Genomic DNA, 23,521 nt, shown 5'->3' on the forward strand with positions numbered 1-23,521 from the left:
TCACCGTGATTTCTTAACATCCCCGCCTCTGGAATTCAGGTGCGAGCCACCTGCCCATTTAATTCAAGGCCACGGAGGCTGTAATGCTCAGTATCTTCAAACCTGCGCCGCATCGGGCGCGTCTGCCAGAGGCAGAAATTGATCCGCTATACCGTCGTCTGCGTTGGCAAATTTTCCTGGGGATCTTCTTCGGGTACGCGGCGTACTATCTTGTGCGTAAAAACTTTGCGCTCGCCATGCCGTATCTGGTGGAGCAGGGCTTCTCCCGCGGCGATCTGGGCTTCGCGCTGTCGGGGATCTCTATCGCCTACGGTTTTTCGAAATTCATCATGGGTTCGGTGTCGGATCGCTCGAATCCGCGCGTGTTCCTGCCCGCTGGTCTGATCCTGGCGGCAGCGGTGATGCTGTTCATGGGCTTTGTGCCGTGGGCGACGTCCAGTATTGCGATTATGTTCGTGCTGCTGTTCCTCTGCGGCTGGTTCCAGGGGATGGGGTGGCCGCCGTGCGGACGTACCATGGTGCACTGGTGGTCGCAGAAAGAGCGCGGCGGCATTGTATCTGTGTGGAACTGCGCGCATAACGTCGGGGGCGGGCTTCCACCTCTGCTGTTCCTGCTGGGGATGGCCTGGTTCAACGACTGGCACGCGGCGCTCTACATGCCTGCCTTCGGCGCCATTCTGGTGGCGATTATTGCCTTCGCCCTGATGCGCGACACGCCGCAGTCCTGCGGGCTGCCGCCGATCGAAGAGTACAAGAACGACTATCCGGACGATTACAGCGAGAAGCACGAAGAAGAGCTGACCGCGAAACAGATCTTCATGAAGTACGTGCTGCCGAACAAGCTGCTGTGGTACATCGCGGTGGCGAACGTGTTCGTTTACCTGCTGCGCTACGGCATCCTCGACTGGTCCCCGACCTACCTGAAAGAGGTGAAGCACTTCGCGCTGGATAAATCCTCCTGGGCCTACTTCCTGTATGAATACGCCGGGATCCCGGGCACGCTGATTTGCGGCTGGATGTCGGACAAAGTGTTTAAAGGCAACCGCGGCGCGACGGGCGTGTTCTTTATGACCCTGGTGACCATTGCCACCGTCGTTTACTGGCTCAACCCGCCGGGCAACCCGTCCGTAGACATGGCTTGTATGATCGTTATCGGCTTCCTGATTTACGGCCCGGTGATGCTGATCGGTCTGCACGCGCTGGAGCTGGCGCCGAAGAAAGCGGCAGGCACGGCGGCAGGCTTTACCGGTCTGTTCGGCTACCTGGGTGGTTCGGTCGCGGCGAGCGCTATCGTGGGCTACACCGTTGACTTCTTCGGCTGGGACGGCGGCTTTATGGTGATGATTGGCGGCAGCGTGCTGGCGGTTCTGCTGCTGGTTGTTGTGATGATCGGCGAGAAACGTCACCACGCGGAAGTGCTGGCGCGTCGTCAATAAGGAGCATTGCGATGAAATTAACCCAATTAGCAACAGGTCTGCTGCTGGCAGGCCTGATGACAGGCTCCGCCCTGGCTGCGGATAAAATCGTTATCGCCCACCGCGGTGCCAGTGGCTACCTGCCGGAGCATACGCTGCCGGCGAAAGCGATGGCCTATGCGCAGGGCGCGGATTATCTGGAGCAGGATCTGGTGATGACAAAGGACGGCCAGCTGGTCGTCCTGCATGACCACTATCTTGACCGCGTGACGGACGTGGCGGAGCGTTTCCCGGACCGCGCGCGCAAAGATGGTCGTTACTACGCCATCGACTTTACCCTGGATGAAATCCGCTCTCTGAAATTTACCGAGGGCTTCGAGATTGAAAACGGCAAGAAGGTGCAGGTCTATCCGGGACGCTTCCCGATGGGCAAATCTGACTTCCGCATTCATACCTTCCAGGAAGAGATTGAGTTTGTTCAGGGGCTGAACCATTCCACCGGGAAAAACATCGGTATCTACCCGGAAATTAAAGCGCCGTGGTTCCACCATCAGGAAGGGAAGGATATTGCCGCGAAGACGCTGGAGGTGCTGAAACAGTACGGCTACACCAGCAAGAAAGACAAAGTTTACCTGCAGTGTTTTGATGCCGCCGAGCTGAAGCGCATTAAAACCGAGCTGGAGCCGAAGATGGGGATGGATCTCAATCTGGTACAGCTGATTGCCTATACCGACTGGAACGAAACCCAGGAGAAGCAGCCGGACGGGAAGTGGGTGAATTACAACTACGACTGGATGTTCAAGCCGGGCGCGATGAAGCAGATTGCGCAGTACGCCGACGGCATCGGGCCGGATTACCACATGCTGGTGGCGGAAGGCTCATCGCCGGGCCACGTGAAGCTGACGGCGATGGTGAAAGAGGCGCATGCGAGCAAGATGCAGGTGCATCCTTACACGGTGCGTGCAGACCAGCTGCCGCCGTATGCCACGGACGTGAATCAGCTTTACGAGGTGTTGTATAAGCAGGCGGATGTGGACGGGCTGTTTACGGATTTCCCGGATAAAGCAGTGACGTTCTTAAAATAGAAAAAGGGCCGTAAGGCCCTTTTTTTACATCTCGATCTCAATATCGCCTTTTGCCCGGCAGCAGCAGGGCAAAATTTCCCCTTCACTGATAAAGGCCAGCGGTTCGGTCAGCCAGTCCACCTGGCCTGCGACCAGACGGCAGCGGCAGGAGCCGCAATAGCCTTCACGACACTGGTACTCTACCTCAACCTGATGCGCCTCAAGCGCCACCAGCAGGGAAGGGTGCTCTTCCTGGCACAGCACTTCGGTGCCAGAAAGACTCAGCGTTACGCGCGTCATCAGAGCTGGAAGTCGCTCAGGTCGTCGGTGTTGACTTCAGAATCAATCTGACCGACCAGATAAGAGCTCACTTCCACTTCCTGCGGCGCAACCTGCACGTTATCGGACACCAGCCAGGTGTTGATCCACGGTATCGGGTTAGAGCGCGTCTGGAACGGCAGGTCCAGACCGACCGCCTGCATGCGGATGTTGGTGATGTACTCAACGTACTGGCACAGGATATCTTTGTTCAGGCCAATCATGGAGCCGTCGCGGAACAGGTAGTCTGCCCACTCTTTCTCCTGCTGGGCCGCCAGCACGAACAGGTCATAGCACTCCTGCTTGCACTCTTCGGCGATTTCCGCCATTTCCGGGTCGTCCGTACCGCTGCGCAGCAGGTTCAGCATGTGCTGGGTGCCGGTCAGGTGCAGGGCTTCGTCACGGGCGATCAGGCGAATGATTTTGGCGTTGCCTTCCATCAGCTTGCGCTCGGCAAAGGCGAAGGAGCAGGCGAAGCTCACGTAGAAGCGGATCGCTTCCAGCGCGTTGACGCTCATCAGGCACAGATACAGCTGTTTTTTCAGCGCGCGCAGGTTCACGGTGACGGTTTTGCCGTTCACGTTGTGCGTGCCTTCGCCCAGCAGATGCCAGTAGCTGGTCATCTCGATCAGCTCGTCGTAGTAGTGTGCAATGCCTTCTGCGCGCTTCTGGATCTGCTCGTTGGTGACGATATCGTCAAACACCACCGCCGGATCGTTCACGATGTTACGGATGATGTGGGTATAAGAGCGTGAGTGGATCGTTTCGGAGAACGCCCAGGTTTCCACCCAGGTTTCCAGCTCAGGAATGGAGATCAGCGGCAGCAGCGCCACGTTCGGGCTACGGCCCTGAATGGAGTCCAGCAGCGTCTGGTACTTCAGATTGCTTATGAAGATATGTTTTTCGTGTTCCGGCAGCGACTGGTAATCAATACGGTCGCGGGAGACGTCCACTTCTTCCGGACGCCAGAAGAAGGAGAGTTGCTTTTCAATCAGCTTTTCGAAGATGTCATATTTTTGCTGATCGTAGCGTGCCACGTTGACCGGCTGGCCGAAGAACATCGGCTCTTTGAGCTGGTCGTTTTTCGTCTGTGAAAAGGTGGTATATGCCATGAGTGTGTCCTGTCTTACGAAATAAAGGCGGGGATATCCCCGCCCTTCATTAGATCTTACATGCGCCGCTTTCGCAGCCATCGTCCTGAATTGACGGTACCAGGTCGTCCTGCGCGTCTTCCGCACCATCACGGGTGTTGTGATAGTACAGCGTTTTCACGCCAAATTTATAGGCGGTCAGCAGGTCTTTCAACAGCTGCTGCATCGGCACCTTGCCAGACGGGAAGCGCGTCGGGTCGTAGTTGGTGTTGGCAGAGATCGACTGGTCGATAAACTTCTGCATGATGCCCACCAGCTGCAGGTAGCCGTCGTTGTTTGGCATTTCCCACAGCAGCTCGTAGTTGTTACCCAGCGTTTCGTAATCCGGCACCACCTGACGCAGCACGCCGTCTTTCGACGCTTTGATGCTGACGTGACCGCGCGGTGGCTCAATACCGTTGGTGGCGTTAGAGATCTGCGAAGAGGTCTCGGACGGCATCAGGGCAGAGAGCGTGGAGTTACGCAGGCCGTGCGTCTTGATGGACTCGCGCAGGCCTTCCCAGTCGAGATGCAGCGGCTCGCTGACGATCGCATCCAGGTCTTTCTTGTAGGTGTCGATCGGCAGAATGCCTTTTGCGTAGGTGGTTTCGTTGAACCACGGGCACGCGCCTTGCTCTTTCGCCAGCTCGTTAGAGGCTTTCATCAGATAGTACTGAATCGCTTCGAACGTCTGGTGCGTCAGGTTGTTCGCGCTGCCGTCGGAGTAACGCTTGCCGTTTTTCGCCAGCCAGTAGGCGAAGTTGATCACGCCGATACCCAGGGTACGACGACCCATCGCCCCGCGTTTAGCGGCCGGGATTGGGTAATCCTGGTAGTCCAGCAGGGCATCCAGCGCGCGAACCGCCAGCACGGCCAGCTCTTCCAGCTCGTCCAGGCTCTTAATCGCACCCAGGTTGAACGCGGACAGGGTACACAGCGCAATTTCACCGTTTTCGTCGTTCACGTCTTCCAGCGGTTTGGTCGGCAGGGCGATCTCCAGGCACAGGTTAGACTGGCGCACTGGCGCAACCACCGGATCAAACGGGCTGTGGGTGTTGCAGTGGTCAACGTTCTGAATGTAGATACGGCCAGTAGAGGCACGTTCCTGCATCATCAGGGAGAACAGGTCTACCGCCTTCACGCGCTGCTTGCGGATGCTGTCGTCTTTTTCGTATTTGGTGTACAGACGTTCGAACTCGTCCTGATCGGCGAAGAACGCGTCGTACAGACCTGGAACGTCTGACGGGCTAAACAGGGTGATGTCTTCCCCTTTCAGCAGACGGGTGTACATCAGCTTGTTGATCTGCACGCCGTAGTCCATATGACGCACGCGGTTGCCTTCCACGCCGCGGTTGTTCTTCAGGACCAGCAGGCTTTCCACTTCCAGGTGCCACATTGGGTAGAACAGGGTCGCAGCACCGCCGCGCACGCCGCCCTGAGAGCAGGATTTTACCGCCGTCTGGAAGTGCTTGTAGAACGGGATACAGCCGGTGTGGAACGCTTCACCGCCGCGGATCGGGCTGCCCAGCGCACGAATACGACCAGCGTTGATGCCGATACCGGCACGCTGGGAGACGTATTTTACGATCGCGCTGGAGGTGGCGTTAATGGAATCCAGGCTGTCACCACACTCGATCAGTACGCATGAGCTGAACTGACGGGTAGGGGTGCGCACGCCAGACATGATTGGCGTTGGCAGAGAAATTTTGAACGTCGACACCGCATCGTAGAAACGCTTCACGTAGTCCAGACGGGTCTCACGCGGGTAGTTAGAGAACAGGCAGGCGGCCACCAGAATATAGAGGAACTGGGCGCTTTCGTAGATCTCACCGGTCACACGGTTCTGAACCAGGTATTTGCCTTCGAGCTGCTTCACCGCCGCGTAGGAGAAGTTCATGTCGCGCCAGTGATCGATAAACCCGTTCATCTGCTCGAACTCTTCTTCCGTATAGTCTTCCAGCAGATGCGTGTCGTATTTGCCCAGCTCGACCATTTTCACTACGTGATCGTACAGCTTCGGCGGCTCAAACTGGCCGTAGGCTTTCTTACGCAGGTGGAAAATCGCCAGACGCGCAGCGAGGTACTGATAATCCGGTGCGTCGCGGGAGATGAGGTCTGCCGCCGCTTTAATGATCGTTTCGTGGATATCAGACGTTTTGATGCCGTCGTAAAACTGAATGTGAGAACGCAGTTCAACCTGGGATATAGATACGTTGTTCAGTCCTTCTGCTGCCCAGTCGAGAACTCGATGGATTTTGTCCAGATTGATACGCTCGGTAGTACCGTCGCGCTTTGTCACCAGCAGACTCTGATTCATGTGGGTTTTACCTGTCCGTGAAATAAAAAATATCCCCCGCTTATCCACAGATCCGTCTTGTGACTAACTCTGTGGATAAATACTACATATAGGGGTTTTGCGATAAGAAAAACGCTATATGGTGAGTATTCTAGTATCGAATCTTTTCAGCACAAGGGTTGATTTTGACGTTAAATTGAGGTTGTGAAAGGGTAAAAAAGGCTAAGTCCTCGTACCGTAAGGCCTGGAAGAGATGTCAATAATTTAGAAAAAAAATTCAAAATTTGATCGAGTGCTGATTTCTTCAACGAGAGGTCAGAATTGCGCAACATGATGTCGCGCAATCTTTATAAGAATAACGAATGACGTTAGTCGTTTTTGGCGGTTGTGTGCAACATATAGTTAACATCTACGCCCGGTGCGAGTTTGAATTTATCGGTCAGCGGATTGTAGTGCAGGCCGGTGATGTGCTGCTCTTTGAGCCACGTCTGGTCTACCCAGCTTAACAGCTCGGCTGGCTTGATGAATTTCTTCACGTCGTGTGTGCCTTTCGGCACCATGCGCAGCACATATTCTGCGCCGACCACGGCCATCAGCCAGGCTTTACCGTTGCGGTTAATGGTCGAGAAGAAGACCTGACCGCCCGGTTTCACCAGTTTTGCACAGGCGCTAACGACCGACTGTGGGTCGGGAACGTGCTCCAGCATCTCCATGCAGGTCACCACATCGTACTGGTGGGCATGTTTTGCCGCGTGCTCTTCCACGGTTTCCTGCACGTATTCCACCTGTATACCGGACTCCAGCGCGTGAAGACGGGCAACCTGCAGTGGTTCAAAGCCCATGTCCAGGCCGGTGACGGTGGCCCCTTCGCGCGCCATGCTCTCCGCAAGGATGCCGCCGCCGCAGCCGACGTCGAGCACTTTCTTACCGAACAGACCGCCGGAACGCTCCGCGATATAGCCCAGACGCAGCGGGTTAATACGATGCAGAGGTTTGAACTCACCTTCGAGATCCCACCAGCGGGACGCCACCGCTTCAAATTTGGCAATCTCTTCGTGGTCAACGTTGTGAGCCACCGGGGATTTTTCGGCATTCATGGGCGCTTTTACTCCTTATTTAGCAAGACGAATGAGTATATCAGGCAATCCCTGTGAATAAAGCGTATAGGTTTACCTGTATCACCGCGGCTGTGTTATAATTTGCGACCTTTGAATCCGGGATACAGTAGAGGGATAGCGGTTAGATGAGCGACCTTGCGAGAGAAATTACACCGGTTAACATCGAGGAAGAGCTGAAGAGCTCCTATCTGGACTATGCGATGTCGGTCATTGTTGGCCGTGCGCTGCCGGACGTCCGCGATGGCCTGAAGCCGGTACACCGTCGCGTACTATACGCCATGAACGTATTGGGCAATGACTGGAATAAAGCCTACAAAAAATCTGCCCGTGTCGTTGGTGACGTAATCGGTAAATACCACCCCCATGGTGATTCCGCGGTGTACGACACTATCGTCCGTATGGCGCAGCCATTCTCGCTGCGTTACATGCTGGTAGATGGTCAGGGTAACTTTGGTTCTATCGACGGCGACTCCGCCGCGGCAATGCGTTATACGGAAATCCGTCTGGCGAAGATTGCCCATGAACTGATGGCCGACCTGGAAAAAGAGACGGTTGATTTCGTTGATAACTACGACGGCACGGAAAAAATCCCTGACGTTATGCCAACGAAAATCCCTAACCTGCTGGTGAACGGCTCGTCCGGTATCGCCGTCGGTATGGCAACCAACATTCCGCCACACAACATCACGGAAGTGATCAACGGCTGCCTGGCCTATATCGACGATGAAGACATCAGCATTGAAGGGCTGATGGAGCATATCCCGGGCCCGGACTTCCCGACGGCGGCGATCATCAACGGTCGTCGCGGTATTGAAGAAGCGTACCGTACCGGTCGCGGCAAAATTTACATCCGCGCCCGCGCCGAAGTGGAAGCGGACGCTAAAACCGGCCGTGAAACCATCATTGTTCACGAGATCCCGTATCAGGTGAACAAAGCGCGTCTGATTGAAAAAATCGCCGAGCTGGTAAAAGAAAAACGCGTTGAAGGCATCAGCGCGCTGCGCGACGAGTCTGACAAAGACGGTATGCGCATCGTGATTGAAATCAAGCGCGACGCGGTGGGTGAGGTTGTGCTGAACAATCTGTACTCTCAGACTCAGCTTCAGGTCTCCTTCGGTATCAACATGGTTGCGCTGCACCATGGCCAGCCGAAGATCATGAACCTGAAAGAGATCCTGAGCGCGTTCGTGCGTCACCGCCGCGAAGTGGTGACCCGTCGTACCATCTTCGAACTGCGCAAAGCGCGCGACCGTGCGCACATCCTTGAAGCGCTGGCGGTTGCGCTGGCCAACATCGACCCGATCATCGAACTGATCCGTCGTGCGCCAACCCCGGCTGAAGCGAAAGCGTCGCTGGTTGCGCGTCCGTGGGATCTGGGCAACGTGGCGGCGATGCTGGAACGTGCGGGCGATGACGCCGCGCGTCCTGAGTGGCTGGAGCCTGAATTCGGCGTGCGTGACGGTCAGTACTACCTGACTGAACAGCAGGCCCAGGCGATTCTGGATCTGCGTCTGCAGAAGCTGACCGGTCTTGAGCATGAAAAACTGCTCGACGAGTATAAAGAGCTGCTGGAGCAGATTGCTGAGCTGCTGCATATCCTCGGTAGCGCCGAGCGCCTGATGGAAGTGATCCGCGAAGAGCTGGAGCTGGTCCGCGATCAGTTCGGCGACGAGCGTCGTACCGAAATCACGGCCAACAGCTCTGATATCAACATTGAAGATCTGATCAACCGCGAAGACGTGGTGGTCACCCTGTCTCACCAGGGCTATGTGAAGTATCAGCCGCTGACCGACTACGAAGCACAGCGTCGTGGCGGTAAGGGCAAATCTGCGGCACGTATTAAAGAAGAAGACTTTATTGACCGCCTGCTGGTGGCCAACACCCACGACACGATCCTCTGCTTCTCCAGCCGTGGCCGTCTGTACTGGATGAAGGTCTATCAGCTGCCGGAAGCGAGCCGTGGCGCGCGTGGTCGTCCTATCGTCAACCTGCTGCCGCTGGAAGCGAACGAACGTATCACCGCCATCCTGCCGGTACGCGAGTACGAAGAGGGCGTGAACGTCTTTATGGCAACCGCGAGCGGTACCGTGAAGAAAACCGCGCTGACCGAATTCAGCCGTCCACGTTCTGCCGGTATTATTGCGGTGAACCTGAACGAAGGCGACGAGCTGATCGGTGTGGATCTGACCTCCGGTTCTGATGAAGTGATGCTGTTCTCTGCGGCCGGTAAAGTGGTGCGCTTTAAAGAGAACGCCGTGCGCGCAATGGGTCGTACGGCGACCGGCGTGCGTGGTATCAAGCTGGCGGGTGAAGACTCCGTTGTTTCCCTGATCGTTCCGCGTGGCGAAGGCGCAATCCTGACCGTCACCCAGAACGGCTACGGTAAACGTACGGCGGAAAGCGAATACCCGACCAAGTCTCGCGGCACGCAGGGCGTTATCTCCATCAAAGTAACCGAGCGCAACGGTTCCGTTGTCGGCGCGGTGCAGGTGGATGATACCGACCAGATCATGATGATCACCGATGCCGGTACGCTGGTGCGTACCCGCGTGTCTGAGATCAGCGTGGTAGGCCGTAACACCCAGGGCGTGATCCTCATCCGTACTGCGGAAGATGAAAACGTAGTGGGTCTGCAACGCGTTGCTGAGCCGGTGGATGACGAAGAGCTCGACTCTATCGACGGCAGCGTCGCGGAAGGTGATGATGAAATCGCGCCGGAAGCGGAGAACGACGACGACGCAGCGGATGACGCTGACGAGTAATGTCTTCTGATGCAAAAAAGGGCCGGATTCCGGCCCTTTTCTTTTGCAGATGCAGATACGTGAACGTTGCGACAAGCCGCGTTTACCGCTACCTTAACCACATTCTTTTGACCCCGATGGCGGAGCCTCGCCCCTTTGAAATACCTCGTCTCCTTTCGTACCACGCTGAAAGTTTCTCGCTATCTGTTCCGGGCGCTGGCGCTCCTGCTTTGGCTGCTGGTGGCCTTGTTGTCGGTGTTTTACATCGTCAATGCGCTGCACCAGAAAGAAGCGGAGATCCGTCAGGAGTTTAATTTAAGCTCCGATCAGGCCCAGCGCTATATTCAGCGAACGTCTGACGTGATGAAGGAGCTGAAGTATATTGCGGAAAATCGGCTGACGGCGGAAAACGGTATCCTTGCCCTGCGCGGGCGTAATGACAAAACCGAAGTGCCGGACTTCCAGCCGCTGTTCCCGGACTCTGATTGCTCCACCATGAGCAACACCTGGCGCGGGTCGCTGGAATCCCTCGCCTGGTTTATGCGCTACTGGCGCGACAACTTCTCCGCCGCCTACGATCTCAACCGCGTGTTCCTGATCGGCAGCGAAAATCTCTGCATGGCTGACTTTGGCCTGCGCGATGTGCCCGTCGAGCGCGATGATGCGCTGAAAAGCCTGCACGAGCGTATTGTGAAATATCGCAACGCGCCGCAGGACGAGCGCGGGAACAACATCTTCTGGATAAGCCAGGGACCGCGCATGGGCGTGGGCTATTTCTACGCGCTGACACCGGTCTACCTGGGCAATCGCCTGCAGGCGCTGCTGGGGATTGAGCAGACTATCCGCATGGAAAACTTCTTCACGCCGGGCAGCCTGCCGATGGGCGTGACCATTCTGGATGAAAACGGGCATCAGCTGATCTCACTCGCCGGGCCGGATAACCGCCTGAACGTTGAGCCGCACTGGATGCAGGAGCGCTCATGGTTTGGCTACACCTCCGGCTTCCGCGAGCTGGTGCTGAAAAAAAGCCTGCCGCCTTCGTCGCTGAGTATCGTCTACTCGCTGCCGGTGGATATGGTGCTTGAGCGGATACGCATCCTTATTATGAATGCAATTCTGCTGAACCTGCTGGTGGGGGGCGCGCTGTTTACGCTGGCGCGCATGTATGAGCGGAAAATCTTTATTCCTGCCGAAAACGACGCCCAGCGTCTGGAGGAGCACGAGCAGTTTAACCGTAAGATTGTCGCCTCGGCACCGGTAGGGATCTGCATTCTGCGTACCCAGGACGGGACTAACATCCTGAGTAACGAGCTGGCGCACAACTACCTGAACATGCTGACGCACGAGGACCGGCAAAGGCTGACGCAGATTATCTGCGGCCAGCAGGTTAACTTTGTCGACGTGCTCACCAGCACCCATACCAATCTGCAGATCAGCTTTGTCCATTCCCGCTATCGTAATGAAAATGTGGCGATTTGCGTGCTGGTGGACGTCTCCGCGCGCGTGAAAATGGAAGAGTCGCTGCAGGAGATGGCGCAGGCCGCGGAGCAGGCCAGCCAGTCGAAATCCATGTTCCTTGCTACCGTCAGTCACGAGCTGCGTACGCCGCTTTACGGCATCATCGGCAACCTCGATCTGCTGCAGACCAAAGAGTTACCGAAAGGGGTCGACAGGCTGGTGACGGCGATGAACAACTCCTCCAGCCTGCTGCTGAAGATCATCAGCGATATTCTCGATTTCTCCAAAATTGAGTCCGAGCAGCTGAAAATCGAGCCGCGGGAGTTCTCGCCGCGTGAGGTGATGAACCATATCAGCGCCAACTATCTGCCGCTGGTGGTGCGTAAACAGCTGGGGCTCTACTGCTTTATCGAACCGGACGTGCCGCTGACGCTGCACGGCGATCCGATGCGCCTGCAGCAGGTCATCTCAAACCTGCTCAGCAACGCCATTAAATTCACCGATATCGGCTGTATTGTGTTGCACGTCTGCCGGGCGGGAGATTACCTCAGCATTCGCGTGCGCGATACGGGGGTGGGCATTCCGGCGAAAGAAGTGGTTCGTCTGTTCGACCCGTTCTTCCAGGTTGGAACCGGCGTCCAGCGTAACTTCCAGGGCACAGGCCTGGGGCTGGCGATCTGTGAGAAGCTCGTCAGCATGATGGACGGTGATATCTCGGTGGATACCGAGCCCGGCATGGGCAGCCAGTTCACCATCCGTATTCCGCTCTATTCGGCGCAGTATCCGGCAAAAGCGACGGTTGACGGGCTGAGCGATAAGCGCTGCTGGCTGGCAGTCCACAACGCCTCACTGAATGATTACCTGACGGCGCTGCTCACGTACAGCGGCGTCAGGGTGTGCCGCTATGAAGGTCAGACGCCGGACGTGGACGATGTGCTGATTGCTGACGAGATGCCGGAGCAGCCGTGGCAGGGAAGAGGGACGGTACTCTTCTGCCGCCGCCATATCGGTATCCCGGCTGAGCGCGCGCCAGGAGAGTGGGTGCACAGCGTGGCAACGCCGCATGAACTGCTGAGCCTGCTGGCCCGTATCTACAAAGTCGAGCTGGAAGAGAGCGACGGTGCAGGTGCCTTGCCGTCACCCGAAGGTCTGGCGTCAGTGAATGACGATATGATGATTCTGGTGGTGGATGACCATCCGATTAACCGCCGCCTGCTGGCTGACCAGCTTGGTTCGCTGGGTTACCAGTGCAAAACGGCTAATGACGGCGTGGATGCGCTGAATGTGCTGAGTAAAAATCATATTGATATCGTGCTGAGCGACGTCAACATGCCAAATATGGATGGCTACCGTCTGACGCAGCGCATCCGACAGCTTGGCCTGACGCTGCCGGTGGTGGGCGTAACGGCGAACGCGCTGGCGGAAGAGAAACAGCGCTGTCTGGAGTCGGGAATGGACAGTTGCCTGTCGAAACCGGTGACGCTGGACGTACTGAAACAGACGTTGTCGATTTACGCGGATCGCGTGAGGAAAACAAGAATATAAAAAAGGCCCGCAGGGGCCTTTTATGTTTTTCACCCTCCCCTGCAGGAGAGGGATGGGGTGAGGGCATCAGGCCGCACACCCGTCCGGGATCAATCCTTATCCGTTGCGCTCAGCGTCACGGAGGAGAGATAGTTCAGCAGAGCAATATCGTTGTCCACGCCCAGCTTCATCATTGCTGATTTCTTCTGACTACTGATGGTCTTAATGCTGCGGTTCAGCTTCTTGGCAATCTCGGTCACCAGGAAACCTTCGGCGAACAGGCGCAGAACTTCGCTCTCTTTCGGTGACAGGCGTTTGTCACCGTAGCCACCCGCGCTGATTTTTTCCAGCAGACGAGAGACGCTTTCAGGCGTGAACTTCTTGCCTTTCTGCAGCGCAGCCAGCGCTTTTGGCAGATCGGTCGGGGCGCCTTGTTTCAGTACAATCCCTTCGATGTCCAGATCCAGCACGGCGCTCAGAATAGCCGGGTTGTTGTTCATGGTCAGAACAATGATCGAAATGTCCGGGAAGTGACGTTTAATATATTTGATGAGCGTGATCCCATCACCGTATTTGTCTCCAGGCATGGAGAGATCGGTAATGAGCACGTGTGCATCAAGCTTTGGGAGGTTATTGATCAGTGCTGTAGAGTCTTCAAATTCACCGACTACATTCACCCACTCGATCTGTTCAAGCGATTTGCGAATACCGAACAGTACAATCGGATGGTCATCGGCAATAATTACGTTCATATTGTTCATGTATAAGGCTACCTTGCTACAGCAAGCTTTTGACGTAGGCGTCAATGTCGCTGATGTATTTTTCAATGCCAGAGGCATCTTTCTCACGAATTAGATGTTCCAGCGTTTCACATAACTGCTTGCCGGGAACCAGATTAAGCATGGCAAACACCCCTTTAAGCCGGTGTGCTGTCTGCGCCAGCGCTGCAAAATCATTCGCAGCGGACTCAGTATACAACCGCTTTACATCATCTGGTACTGTATCAACAAAGAGTGAATAGTATCCGCTGGCGTGAAGCTCGGCATTTTCATTGCCGCCTAACGGGGATTCCGTTATCTCTTCCTGCGCCAGCTGCTCTTCTATTAGTTGTAGTACAGCTTCCTGCATCGCATTGCTTATATTAAAGTTAACGCGCAGTTGGCCAGGGCCAATTTTCCGCACGCCTGACTCATCATCGCTTAAAAGCAAGCCGGAGGCAGTAAGATTAGACGGATTATCAGTTAAAAATAGATCAAATTCTTGACTTGCCAGCCTTTCATCCGGCGTGATGCAGGCCGCGCCCCAGTTTTCCAGCTGACGAACCACAATATTGCGGATCTCGTTTGAGGTCACATCCACCATCACCACGACGTCATCCAGCAGACGCTCTTCATCTTCTTCCTGCGGATTGGCCGCCATTTTCACATGCAGAGAGTAACGGGTGCCGAGCGATTCACGGGCCTTGATGTTCAGATGGCCGCCGAGCTTGCGCGCCAGCTGATCGCATAACCAGAAGGTCAGGGCATTGGCCTTGCCGTAATGATCGCTTTGCGTGTCGTTCAGGAACGGGAAGTGGAGGTTATCAATTTCACTCGTCGTCACGCCTTCCCCGGTATCCAGAATGCGGAACGTCAGGCGATCTTCTGCCGACTCGTCGGTGCTCACTTCAAGGGTGATCTTGCCGATCTGCGTGGTGGTTACGGCATACTGAATAATCATCAGCAGAATGCGGCGCAGCGCCTCGCGATCGCCATGGCGTTCGTCATTGGCGGGTAAATGGTTGTTGATCAGCAGTTGCAGCCCTTTACGCTTTATCACGGGCAGAACTTCGGGAACCACTTCATCGATCAGATCCTGAATAGAGAAGAGGGAAGGGGTGCCTTTCCAGAAATCATTCTCCAGCATATTCGCCAGCTGGATCTCATCCACCATACGGACCAGCGAGTCGGCCTGACAGGCAAGCTGGTGGCTTTCAGAGGTGTTTAACGCCGCCGCCTGAGTCGCCAGCATTTTTAACGGCTGCTTGAAAGCATCGCCAATATTCTGCATGAATGCCGCGCGCCCCTGCTGGTTCTTCTCATACAGCCTTTGCGCCTGCTTGAGTTTCTTATTGACCAGCACCTCGCGATCCTGATCGCGGATAATGAAGATTTGCGTGCGTGGCGCCACCTGGCTGCGGAACTGACGGATCTCGTACAGTTCATTGTTAATGGTGGCCTGAATGACCCCCTGGTGCTGATCTGCCATGGTGGTGATGTTCTGCAGGTTAAGGTGCGGCAGCAGATGGTCAGCAATTTTATTGCTCATCACCGTGCGATTCGCTTCCTGATCGTGAACTAACACGCCTAGCGGCAGCACGGAAACAATCTCTTCATTGAGCGCGCGCAACACGCGTAGCTCATTGGTATTGCCCGCAGAAACCGCAGAGGCATCGCTCTGGCGCCCAGGCTGGAAGCGGAAGGTGCTGTAGCCAAACAGCGCCAGCGCCAGCAGGCCAATATTCAGCAGCAGAGGCAGCAGAATATTTTGCAGGGTGTCGAGCAGCAGCGTGCCAAACGGAACCTGCCACACCAGACGCATGCCGGTTGAGTTCAGCGACGAGGCAATTTCAATTTTTGAGCCGTTAAAGGAGATTGTGACGCTCTCGGCGGCCTCTTTATCAGACGCCGCACGCATGTTCTGGGTGCTGTTGTCCGGCTCCAGGCGGAAGCTGTCGAGCGGCATGTCCGGCGGGATCAAATCATTAATGGGTAAATCGAAGGCCACGACCGTCGCCAGATGTCCCGGCTGGTTAAAGGTGGTACGCAGGGTAAAATAGTGACCATTTTGCCAGGCCAGTCGGCGCAGGGATGAGAAACTTTCACGTTCATCAAGGGCGTTGGCCTGCTGCAGCATCTCTGCCCGGCGGGAGTCGACAATGCTGCCCACGGTGGTCTCTTTAAATCCGGAAGAGAGATCTTTCAACGGCAGCGTCGAGATCAGGATCATGCTGTTGTCCTGACCGTTCAGATAGTACATCGACCACGGCACCGTTTCGGCGCCCCAGAGGGTATCCAGATAGGTTGAAATACGCTGCGTCATCTCGAGGGTGGCGCTGTCGTGGGAGCCAAAGATGAGCGCCTCAGTTTTACGCTGCGGTTTTTCGAGATAGTAAACATCCTGCTTAAGCCGCGTCTCCTGAAGCCCATCTCCGGATGAGCTTGCAGGCGCAGCCGCAATATTGTCGTAAATCTGCCAGGTGGCGTAGCGCCAGGTATCAATGCGCTTATGAACGGCGTGGGTAATATCAACCACCTGATAGCTCTTATCCTTCAGCCAGGCGTTAACCGCGCTCTGCACCATCACGCCCATTGTGACTAACAGCACAACGATCAAAAGAAGAAAGAAACGGGTGATGCTCCCGGGGAGAAGGGAGAATTTGCTCGGGGCGGTAGTTTCAGTCTGACTCATTGATATCTTTAACCCGTTATGGTCGTGCTCTGTGGCGATAGGGCAGTATAAAGGGTAATAACTGAATTTCCAGCGCCTCTGTCCTGGAAAGAGGCGACTTTTTCGATAAGCCGTACGAGAGAGGCGGAACGCACTAAAGGTGTACAAACCCACGATGTGTGTACAAATAAAAAGGGCTTCCTGCCAGCAAATAGCACGAATTAACAAGAAATTAAGTTTTGAATGAATTTCGTCATAATGACGAGGCGCGGATACGAATTTAGTTAATAGTCGTTACAATTACGGGCCGGTAGCACAAAAAAAGAAAAGTTACGTAAAGAAGGGTAAAAAAAAACCGAATGCGACGCATTCGGTTCAATTAGGGATAAACAGACATTCAAAGCTGAATGACGGTAATAAATAAAGTTAATGATGATAGCGAGAGTTATTTTAGAGATTGGAGGCGATCTTGTTTTGTCATTCAGTGCGGTAACATTTTTTATTTTAAGTTATTGATATATATGTTCTGATTTTTCTGTTTGATTATAAGTGCTAAATTTCTAAGCTATTTGTGCTTTGTAAAAGTTCCTTGATATTTACAATTTGAAACATGTTGATGGATAAATGAAACATCTTCAAAGTTTTCGTATCATATTCGCATTGGATTATTCTGCAATTTTGCGGAGAATGAAATTGCCGACTGGTTAATGAGGGTTAACCAGTAAGCAGTGGCAATTATAAGGCATATAACAGAGGGTTAATAAAATGAAAGTTAAAGTTCTGTCCCTCCTGGTACCAGCACTCCTGGTAGCAGGCGCAGCAAATGCGGCTGAAATTTACAATAAAGATGGCAACAAATTAGATCTGTACGGCAAAGTTGATGGTCTGCACTATTTCTCTGACGACAAGAGTGCCGACGGCGACCAGACTTACATGCGTCTTGGCTTCAAAGGCGAAACTCAGGTTAACGATCAGCTGACCGGTTACGGCCAGTGGGAATACCAGATTCAGGGCAACACGACTGAAAGCGACAACCAGTCCTGGACGCGTGTGGCGTTTGCCGGTCTGAAATTCGCTGAAGCGGGCTCTTTCGATTACGGTCGTAACTACGGTGTGATCTACGACGTAACCTCCTGGACTGACGTTCTGCCAGAATTTGGCGGCGATACCTACGGCTCAGACAACTTCCTGCAGTCTCGTGCTAACGGCGTGGCGACCTACCGTAACCAGGACTTCTTTGGTCTGGTGGATGGCCTGAACTTTGCGCTGCAGTACCAGGGTAAAAACGGTAGCGTAAGCGGCGAAAACGTCGGTGGACGTAGCCTGCTGAAACAGAACGGCGACGGCTACGGCGCATCCGTAACTTATAACCTGGGCGAAGGTTTCAGCGTGGGTGGTGCGATGTCCTCCTCCAAACGTACCGCTGACCAGAACGCACCAGGCGTTTACGGTAACGGCGATCATGCAGAAGTTTATTCTGGCGGCCTGAAATACGATGCCAACAACATTTACCTGGCAGCGCAGTACTCTCAGACCTACAACGCAACCCGCTTCGGTACCTCTAACGGCAGCAGCCCGACTACCGCTTACGGTTTTGCTAACAAAGCGCAGAACTTCGAAGTGGTTGCTCAGTACCAGTTCGACTTCGGCCTGCGTCCATCCGTGGCTTACCTGCAGTCCAAAGGTAAAGACATCGAAGGTTACGGCGATCAGGATCTGCTGAAATATGTTGATGTAGGCGCGACTTACTACTTCAACAAAAACATGTCCACCTACGTGGATTACAAAATCAACCTGGTTGATGAAAATGAGTTCACCCGTCAGGCCGGTATCGGTACTGACGATATCGTCGCGCTGGGCCTGGTTTACCAGTTCTAATCGCGTCATCGTGTGACTTAAGGGGCCTGATGGCCCCTTTTTTGTGTCTTTCCGGTTCTCACAATGCCACCGTTTTGGTGTACTCTTGCCGCCCTGGCATGAGGATAATAATGAATGGACATGACTTTTTTACGCGCCAGCTTTCTGGCTATGCTTTTTTTCCTGACCGCGTGTGATGAATCCACGCCCGTAGCGAAAACCGACGCACCTGCCGCGACGGTGCTCGAAGGCAAAACGATGGGCACTTTCTGGCGCGTCAGCGTGATGAACCTGGATAAAACCCGCGCTGAAGAACTTCGCGGCAAAATCCAGTCTCAGCTCGACGCCGACGATCAGCTATTGTCGACCTATAAAAATGACTCGGCGTTGATGCGCTTTAATCTCTCCACCAGTACCTCCCTTTGGCCGGTGAGCGAAGCGATGGCTGATATTGTCACCGAGTCAATGCGCGTGGGATATAAAACCAACGGCGCGATGGACGTGACCGTCGGACCGCTGGTGAATCTGTGGGGATTTGGCCCGAACAAACAGCCGGATACCACACCCGATCAGGCAGCCATTGATGATGCCCGCGCCCGGACAGGGTTAAAGCATCTGACGGTGATCAACCAGTACGGCCAGCAGTATCTGCAGAAAGACATCCCCGATCTGTTTGTCGACCTGTCGACGGTAGGTGAAGGTTACGCGGCGGATCACCTTGCGGCGCTGATGACGCAGGAAGGGATATCGCGCTACCTGGTCTCCGTGGGCGGTGCGTTAGTCAGCCGGGGCATGAACGCCAGCGGTAAACCGTGGCGCGTAGCGATTCAAAAACCGACCGATCGGCAAAATGCCGTGCAGGCCATCGTGGATATCAACGGGCACGGCATCAGTACGTCCGGCAGCTACCGTAACTATTACGAGCTCGACGGGAAACGCGTTTCGCACGTTATTGACCCTCAGACCGGACGTCCCATCACGCATAACCTGGTCTCGGTGACGGTGATTGCCCCTACCGCGCTGGAAGCCGATGCCTGGGATACCGGATTGATGGTGCTCGGCCCGGAAAAAGCCAAAGAGGTGGTTCGTCAGGAAGGGCTGGCGGTTTATATGATCACCAAAGAGGGCGACGGGTTCAAAACCTGGAGCTCGCCGCAGTTCAACAGCTTCCTGGTGAGCGACAAAAATTAAAAAGCAAGGTTGCGGGTTTTTTATCACTGGCGCTCGGGCATGCTAAAGGTATGCTTGTAAGAGGAGCTGATGATGAAAAATCCAACCTACATAAACGATGAGGATCGCTGGCAGGCCGTGCTGGCCCGCGATCCGCGCGCTGACGACCGGTTTGTCTTTGCCGTGCAGACGACGGGGATCGTGTGTCGTCCGTCCTGCCGCGCCCGTCACGCCCTGCGTAAAAACGTCTGCTTTTATCCTGATGTCCAGCATGCCATTCAGGCAGGGTTTCGCCCGTGCAAGCGCTGCATGCCGGACAAACGCGATCCGCAGCAGCAGAAGCTGGCGAAAGTGGAACACGCCTGCCGTCTTCTGGAGCAGGATCCCACGCTAACGCTGGAAGGTCTGGCGCAGCAGGTCGCCATGAGTCCTTTCCATTTCCACCGGCTGTTTAAGTCCGTCACCGGGATGACGCCAAAAGCCTGGCAGCAGGCGGCGCGGGGGCAGCGTCTGCGCGCGGCGCTTGCACAGGGAAACAAAGTTACCGATGCCGTGCTGGCAGCAGGGTTTCCCGATAGCAGCAGCTATTACCGCAAAGCCAACGATGCGCTGGGGATGACAGCGAAGCAGTACCGCAAAGGCGAGGTGGCGGTACGGTACGCCATCGGCGACTGTTCGTTAGGACGCTGCCTGGTTGCGGAGAGCGAGCGGGGAATTTGCGCGATACTGCTCGGTGACAACGAGGCAGAATTAGCCGAAGAACTGGCGACGCTGTTTCCAAACGCGGAGTATGCCCCGCAGGAAGATGCCTTTGCCCGGCGTATCAGCCAGGTCATTGCCAGTATTGATAACCACGCGGTGCCGCTGGCGCTGCCGCTGGATATACGCGGCACCGCGTTCCAGCAGCGGGTCTGGCAGGCTCTACGCAACATTCCCTGCGGCGAAACGGCAAGTTATCAGCAGGTGGCGCAGGCGATCGGCCAGCCCAACGCGGTGCGTGCCGTCGCCGGAGCCTGCGCGGCGAACAGGCTGGCGATTGTAATCCCTTGTCACCGCGTGGTTCGCAACGATGGCGCGCTGTCGGGTTACCGATGGGGGACGGCGCGAAAAGCACAATTACTGAAACGTGAGGCGAAACGCCGGGAGGGATAATGCTCGATCTTTTTGCGGATGCTGAACCCTGGCAGGAGCCGCTTGCGCCGGGGGCGGTGATCCTGCGCCGCTTTGCACTCTCCCGCGCGCAGGCGCTGCTTGCCGGCATAGAAGAGGTGACGGCTATTTCACCGTTTCGCCACATGGTGACGCCGGGCGGCTACACCATGTCTGTTGCCATGGCCAACTGCGGGGAGTTAGGTTGGGCCACGAACGCGCGGGGCTATCTCTATGCCCCGGTCGATCCCGCCACCGGCCAGCCGTGGCCCCCGATGCCTGCGGTTTTTCAGGCTCTCTGCCACGAGGCTGCCGTTGCAGCAGATTACCCTGACTTCCGGCCGGATGCCTGTCTGATTAATCGCTACGCCGTCGGCGCGAAGCTCTCGCTGCATCAGGACAAGGATGAACCCGATCTGCGTGCGCCCATCGTCTCGGTATCGTTGGGTCTGCCCGCGGTCTTCCAGTTTGGCGGTTTACGCCGCAACGATCCGCTCAAACGCATTATGCTGGAGCATGGCGACGTGGTGGTGTGGGGCAGGGAATCGCGGCTGTTTTATCACGGTATTCAGCCCCTCAAACCCGGGGTGCATCCCCTCACGGGCGAATACCGTTATAACCTGACTTTCCGTCAGGCGGGTTTGAGCAAACAAAAATAAGAATTATTCTTGATGTCCGCGATGGGCAGTTTACACTGCTGGCTGTTTTTTATTGTCCGGATTGCCTGCATGCAACTACTTCTTCTTGTCTGGCGTCAGTACCGCTGGCCCTTCATCACCGTGATGGCGTTAAGCCTCGCCAGCGCCGCGCTGGGTATTGGTCTGATCGCATTTATTAACGTGCGGCTGATTGAAATGGCCGACACTTCACTCTCCGTTTTGCCGGAGTTTCTCGGCCTGCTGCTGCTGTTGATGGCGGTCACGCTGGGTTCCCAGCTGGCGCTGACCGCGCTCGGCCACCATTTCGTTTTTCGCCTGCGCAGCGAATTCATCAAGCGGATCCTCGACACGCAGGTTGAGCGCGTGGAGCAGCTCGGTAGCGCTTCCCTGCTGGCGGGGCTGACCAGCGACGTGCGCGCCATTACTATCGCATTTGTTCGTCTGCCGGAGCTGGTACAGGGGATCATCCTGACCTTTGGCTCGGCGGCCTATCTCGCCTGGCTCTCCAGCAAAATGCTGGCGGTGACCGCGCTGTGGATTGCCATCACCATCTGGGGCGGCTTTGTGCTGGTGTCGCGCGTCTATAAACACATGGCGGTCCTGCGCGAAACGGAAGATAAGCTCTATAACGATTATCAGACGGTGCTGGAAGGGCGCAAAGAGCTGACCCTCAATCGCGAGCGTGCCGAGCACATCTTCAACAATCTCTATATCCCGGACGCGCGCGAATACCGGCATCACATCATTCGCGCCGATACCTTCCATCTGAGCGCGGTGAACTGGTCCAACATTATGATGCTGGGCGCCATTGGCCTGGTATTCTGGATGGCGAACAGCCTGGGCTGGGCGGACACCAACGTGGCGGCGACCTACTCGCTGACGCTGCTGTTCCTGCGAACGCCATTGCTCTCTGCTGTCGGCGCATTGCCTACGTTACTCAGCGCGCAGGTAGCGTTTAACAAGCTCAAAAGATTCGATCTCGCGCCGTTCAAAGCTGAATTCCCGCGTCCGCAGGCGTTCCCCAACTGGCAGACGCTGGAACTGCGCGACGTAACGTTCCGCTATCAGGACAACGCCTTTTCCGTGGGGCCGATCAATCTGACCATTCACCGGGGCGAACTGCTGTTCCTCATCGGCGGTAACGGTAGCGGAAAATCCACGCTGGCGATGTTGCTTACCGGACTCTATCAGCCGCAGTCGGGCGAGATCCTGCTGGACGGCAAGGCGCTGAGTGTGGAGAAACCCGAGGATTACCGCAAGCTTTTCTCAGCGGTATTCACCGATGTCTGGCTGTTTGACCAACTGCTGGGGCCGGAAGGACAGCAGGCTAATCCTGCGCTGGTTGAAAAATGGCTTGCGCAGCTGCAGATGTCGCACAAGCTTGAGCTGCAGGACGGCAAAATCCTGAACCTCAAACTCTCTAAGGGGCAGAAGAAGCGCGTGGCGCTGCTGCTGGCGCTGGCTGAGGAGCGCGACATCATTCTGCTGGATGAGTGGGCGGCCGACCAGGATCCGCACTTCCGCCGCGAGTTTTATCAGGTGCTGCTGCCGCTGATGCAGGCGATGGGCAAAACTATTTTCGCCATCAGCCATGACGATCACTACTTCATACATGCCGACCGCCTGTTGGAGATGCGCGACGGCAGGCTGAGCGAGCTGACCGGTGAAGAGCGCGATGCAGCCTCGCGTGACGCGGTGGCGCGCACGGCCTGACGCCCTCACCCTGACCCTCTCCCACGGGGTTGAGGGTTCCCCAGTAATTTTTTATCAGAAGCAACAACGTTGTTTCAGAATGCTTGCAGGCTTTCAGCGATGCCCTGGTCCGGCTGTAAATCGCTGAGGCGTTTCCTGCAGGCCGGGGCGAGGCGCAGGGATGCGCCGAGAGGGCGGCCTTTACAGGGATGTTACCTCCGCCCGTCCCCGATAAGCCGGAAGGAATGAGCCGAGGGCACCGCGAAGCGGCGATTTACCGCCGGGAGCCCGGGTTGCCAGGGTGGTGGCGACTGAGCCACCCTGGCACGTTCACCGGTAATGTCGTTACAGAGTAGCAAGGAACATAAAGTGAACGGAATGACCACCACTGCCGTATGTTCCCCTCACCCTAACCCTCTCCCCAAAGGGGCGAGGGGATAGATCGTGGTCGTAATGGCGCTTTTTTCTCCATCCCACCCCGTTGTTTATTCTTATTTACAT

The 23,521-nt window shown here is 55.7% G+C and carries 15 protein-coding genes; 9 read left to right on the top strand and 6 right to left on the bottom strand.

Annotated elements, in window-relative coordinates; all coding sequences use genetic code 11:
- Positions 1 to 83 precede the first annotated feature (83 nt).
- The gene (gene glpT / locus ACWKXT_RS08795; RefSeq protein ID WP_028013908.1) at positions 84 to 1,436 is read left to right on the top strand and encodes a glycerol-3-phosphate transporter; all 1,353 of its coding nucleotides are present in this window, start codon (positions 84 to 86) and stop codon (positions 1,434 to 1,436) included.
- A gap of 11 nt (positions 1,437 to 1,447) precedes the next feature.
- Entirely contained in the window at positions 1,448 to 2,500 is a 1,053-nt protein-coding gene (gene glpQ, locus ACWKXT_RS08800) for a glycerophosphodiester phosphodiesterase (RefSeq protein ID WP_454528465.1), read from the top strand.
- A gap of 24 nt (positions 2,501 to 2,524) precedes the next feature.
- Here the strand turns inward: glpQ and yfaE are convergent, their stop codons facing one another.
- From yfaE to ubiG, 4 genes are all read right to left on the bottom strand, one after another.
- Positions 2,525 to 2,779, bottom strand: a complete 255-nt coding sequence (yfaE, locus tag ACWKXT_RS08805; protein ID WP_010433414.1) for a class I ribonucleotide reductase maintenance protein YfaE — start codon at positions 2,777 to 2,779, stop codon at positions 2,525 to 2,527.
- Entirely contained in the window at positions 2,779 to 3,909 is a 1,131-nt protein-coding gene (nrdB, locus tag ACWKXT_RS08810; RefSeq protein ID WP_454528467.1) for a class Ia ribonucleoside-diphosphate reductase subunit beta, read from the bottom strand. Before nrdB ends, yfaE begins: the two co-directional genes overlap by 1 nt.
- Before the next feature lie 49 nt (positions 3,910 to 3,958).
- Positions 3,959 to 6,244, bottom strand: coding sequence for a class 1a ribonucleoside-diphosphate reductase subunit alpha (gene nrdA / locus ACWKXT_RS08815; RefSeq protein ID WP_045341046.1), 2,286 nt, complete (start codon positions 6,242 to 6,244; stop codon positions 3,959 to 3,961).
- A gap of 347 nt (positions 6,245 to 6,591) precedes the next feature.
- Positions 6,592 to 7,320 (bottom strand): bifunctional 2-polyprenyl-6-hydroxyphenol methylase/3-demethylubiquinol 3-O-methyltransferase UbiG, encoded by a 729-nt coding sequence (ubiG, locus tag ACWKXT_RS08820; RefSeq protein WP_454528468.1) that lies wholly within the window; start codon positions 7,318 to 7,320, stop codon positions 6,592 to 6,594.
- Between the two features lie 146 nt (positions 7,321 to 7,466).
- Between ubiG and gyrA the strand changes: the two genes are divergently transcribed.
- Both gyrA and rcsC read left to right on the top strand, forming a co-directional pair.
- Positions 7,467 to 10,103, top strand: coding sequence for a DNA topoisomerase (ATP-hydrolyzing) subunit A (gyrA, locus tag ACWKXT_RS08825; protein ID WP_454528469.1), 2,637 nt, complete (start codon positions 7,467 to 7,469; stop codon positions 10,101 to 10,103).
- A gap of 135 nt (positions 10,104 to 10,238) precedes the next feature.
- On the top strand, positions 10,239 to 13,085 hold the full coding sequence (rcsC, locus tag ACWKXT_RS08830; RefSeq protein ID WP_454528470.1) for a two-component system sensor histidine kinase RcsC: 2,847 nt from the start codon (positions 10,239 to 10,241) through the stop codon (positions 13,083 to 13,085).
- An 89-nt stretch (positions 13,086 to 13,174) separates the two neighbouring features.
- On the opposite strand, the gene rcsB is transcribed toward rcsC, so the two are convergent.
- Both rcsB and rcsD read right to left on the bottom strand, forming a co-directional pair.
- The gene (rcsB, locus tag ACWKXT_RS08835; RefSeq protein ID WP_003859405.1) at positions 13,175 to 13,825 is read right to left on the bottom strand and encodes a response regulator transcription factor RcsB; all 651 of its coding nucleotides are present in this window, start codon (positions 13,823 to 13,825) and stop codon (positions 13,175 to 13,177) included.
- Positions 13,826 to 13,841: 16 nt separating this feature from the next.
- Positions 13,842 to 16,514, bottom strand: coding sequence for a phosphotransferase RcsD (gene rcsD / locus ACWKXT_RS08840; RefSeq protein WP_454528471.1), 2,673 nt, complete (start codon positions 16,512 to 16,514; stop codon positions 13,842 to 13,844).
- Positions 16,515 to 17,258: 744 nt separating this feature from the next.
- Here rcsD and ACWKXT_RS08845 point away from each other — a divergent pair.
- From ACWKXT_RS08845 to ACWKXT_RS08865, 5 genes are all read left to right on the top strand, one after another.
- The gene (locus tag ACWKXT_RS08845) at positions 17,259 to 18,371 is read left to right on the top strand and encodes a porin OmpC (protein WP_028013899.1); all 1,113 of its coding nucleotides are present in this window, start codon (positions 17,259 to 17,261) and stop codon (positions 18,369 to 18,371) included.
- A 114-nt stretch (positions 18,372 to 18,485) separates the two neighbouring features.
- Entirely contained in the window at positions 18,486 to 19,541 is a 1,056-nt protein-coding gene (gene apbE / locus ACWKXT_RS08850) for an FAD:protein FMN transferase ApbE (protein ID WP_454528473.1), read from the top strand.
- A 72-nt stretch (positions 19,542 to 19,613) separates the two neighbouring features.
- A complete protein-coding gene (gene ada / locus ACWKXT_RS08855) occupies positions 19,614 to 20,672 on the top strand; it encodes a bifunctional DNA-binding transcriptional regulator/O6-methylguanine-DNA methyltransferase Ada (protein ID WP_454532228.1) in 1,059 nt (352 codons plus the stop codon).
- A complete protein-coding gene (gene alkB / locus ACWKXT_RS08860) occupies positions 20,672 to 21,328 on the top strand; it encodes a DNA oxidative demethylase AlkB (protein WP_454528474.1) in 657 nt (218 codons plus the stop codon). Before ada ends, alkB begins: the two co-directional genes overlap by 1 nt.
- Positions 21,329 to 21,397: 69 nt before the next feature.
- The gene (locus tag ACWKXT_RS08865) at positions 21,398 to 23,041 is read left to right on the top strand and encodes a multidrug ABC transporter permease/ATP-binding protein (RefSeq protein ID WP_454532229.1); all 1,644 of its coding nucleotides are present in this window, start codon (positions 21,398 to 21,400) and stop codon (positions 23,039 to 23,041) included.
- Positions 23,042 to 23,521: the final 480 nt, after the last annotated feature.

This window comes from Enterobacter sp. UPMP701, from assembly GCF_053709515.1.

Coding starts and splice junctions, on each gene's coding strand:
- nrdB (WP_454528467.1), bottom strand. CDS start 3,909: ATGGCATATACCACCTTTTCACAGACGAAAAACGACCAGCTCAAAGAG.
- yfaE (WP_010433414.1), bottom strand. CDS start 2,779: ATGACGCGCGTAACGCTGAGTCTTTCTGGCACCGAAGTGCTGTGCCAG.
- apbE (WP_454528473.1), top strand. CDS start 18,486: ATGGACATGACTTTTTTACGCGCCAGCTTTCTGGCTATGCTTTTTTTC.
- gyrA (WP_454528469.1), top strand. CDS start 7,467: ATGAGCGACCTTGCGAGAGAAATTACACCGGTTAACATCGAGGAAGAG.
- glpT (WP_028013908.1), top strand. CDS start 84: ATGCTCAGTATCTTCAAACCTGCGCCGCATCGGGCGCGTCTGCCAGAG.
- ubiG (WP_454528468.1), bottom strand. CDS start 7,320: ATGAATGCCGAAAAATCCCCGGTGGCTCACAACGTTGACCACGAAGAG.
- nrdA (WP_045341046.1), bottom strand. CDS start 6,244: ATGAATCAGAGTCTGCTGGTGACAAAGCGCGACGGTACTACCGAGCGT.
- alkB (WP_454528474.1), top strand. CDS start 20,672: ATGCTCGATCTTTTTGCGGATGCTGAACCCTGGCAGGAGCCGCTTGCG.
- rcsD (WP_454528471.1), bottom strand. CDS start 16,514: ATGAGTCAGACTGAAACTACCGCCCCGAGCAAATTCTCCCTTCTCCCC.
- ada (WP_454532228.1), top strand. CDS start 19,614: ATGAAAAATCCAACCTACATAAACGATGAGGATCGCTGGCAGGCCGTG.
- rcsB (WP_003859405.1), bottom strand. CDS start 13,825: ATGAACAATATGAACGTAATTATTGCCGATGACCATCCGATTGTACTG.
- ACWKXT_RS08865 (WP_454532229.1), top strand. CDS start 21,398: ATGCAACTACTTCTTCTTGTCTGGCGTCAGTACCGCTGGCCCTTCATC.
- ACWKXT_RS08845 (WP_028013899.1), top strand. CDS start 17,259: ATGAAAGTTAAAGTTCTGTCCCTCCTGGTACCAGCACTCCTGGTAGCA.
- glpQ (WP_454528465.1), top strand. CDS start 1,448: ATGAAATTAACCCAATTAGCAACAGGTCTGCTGCTGGCAGGCCTGATG.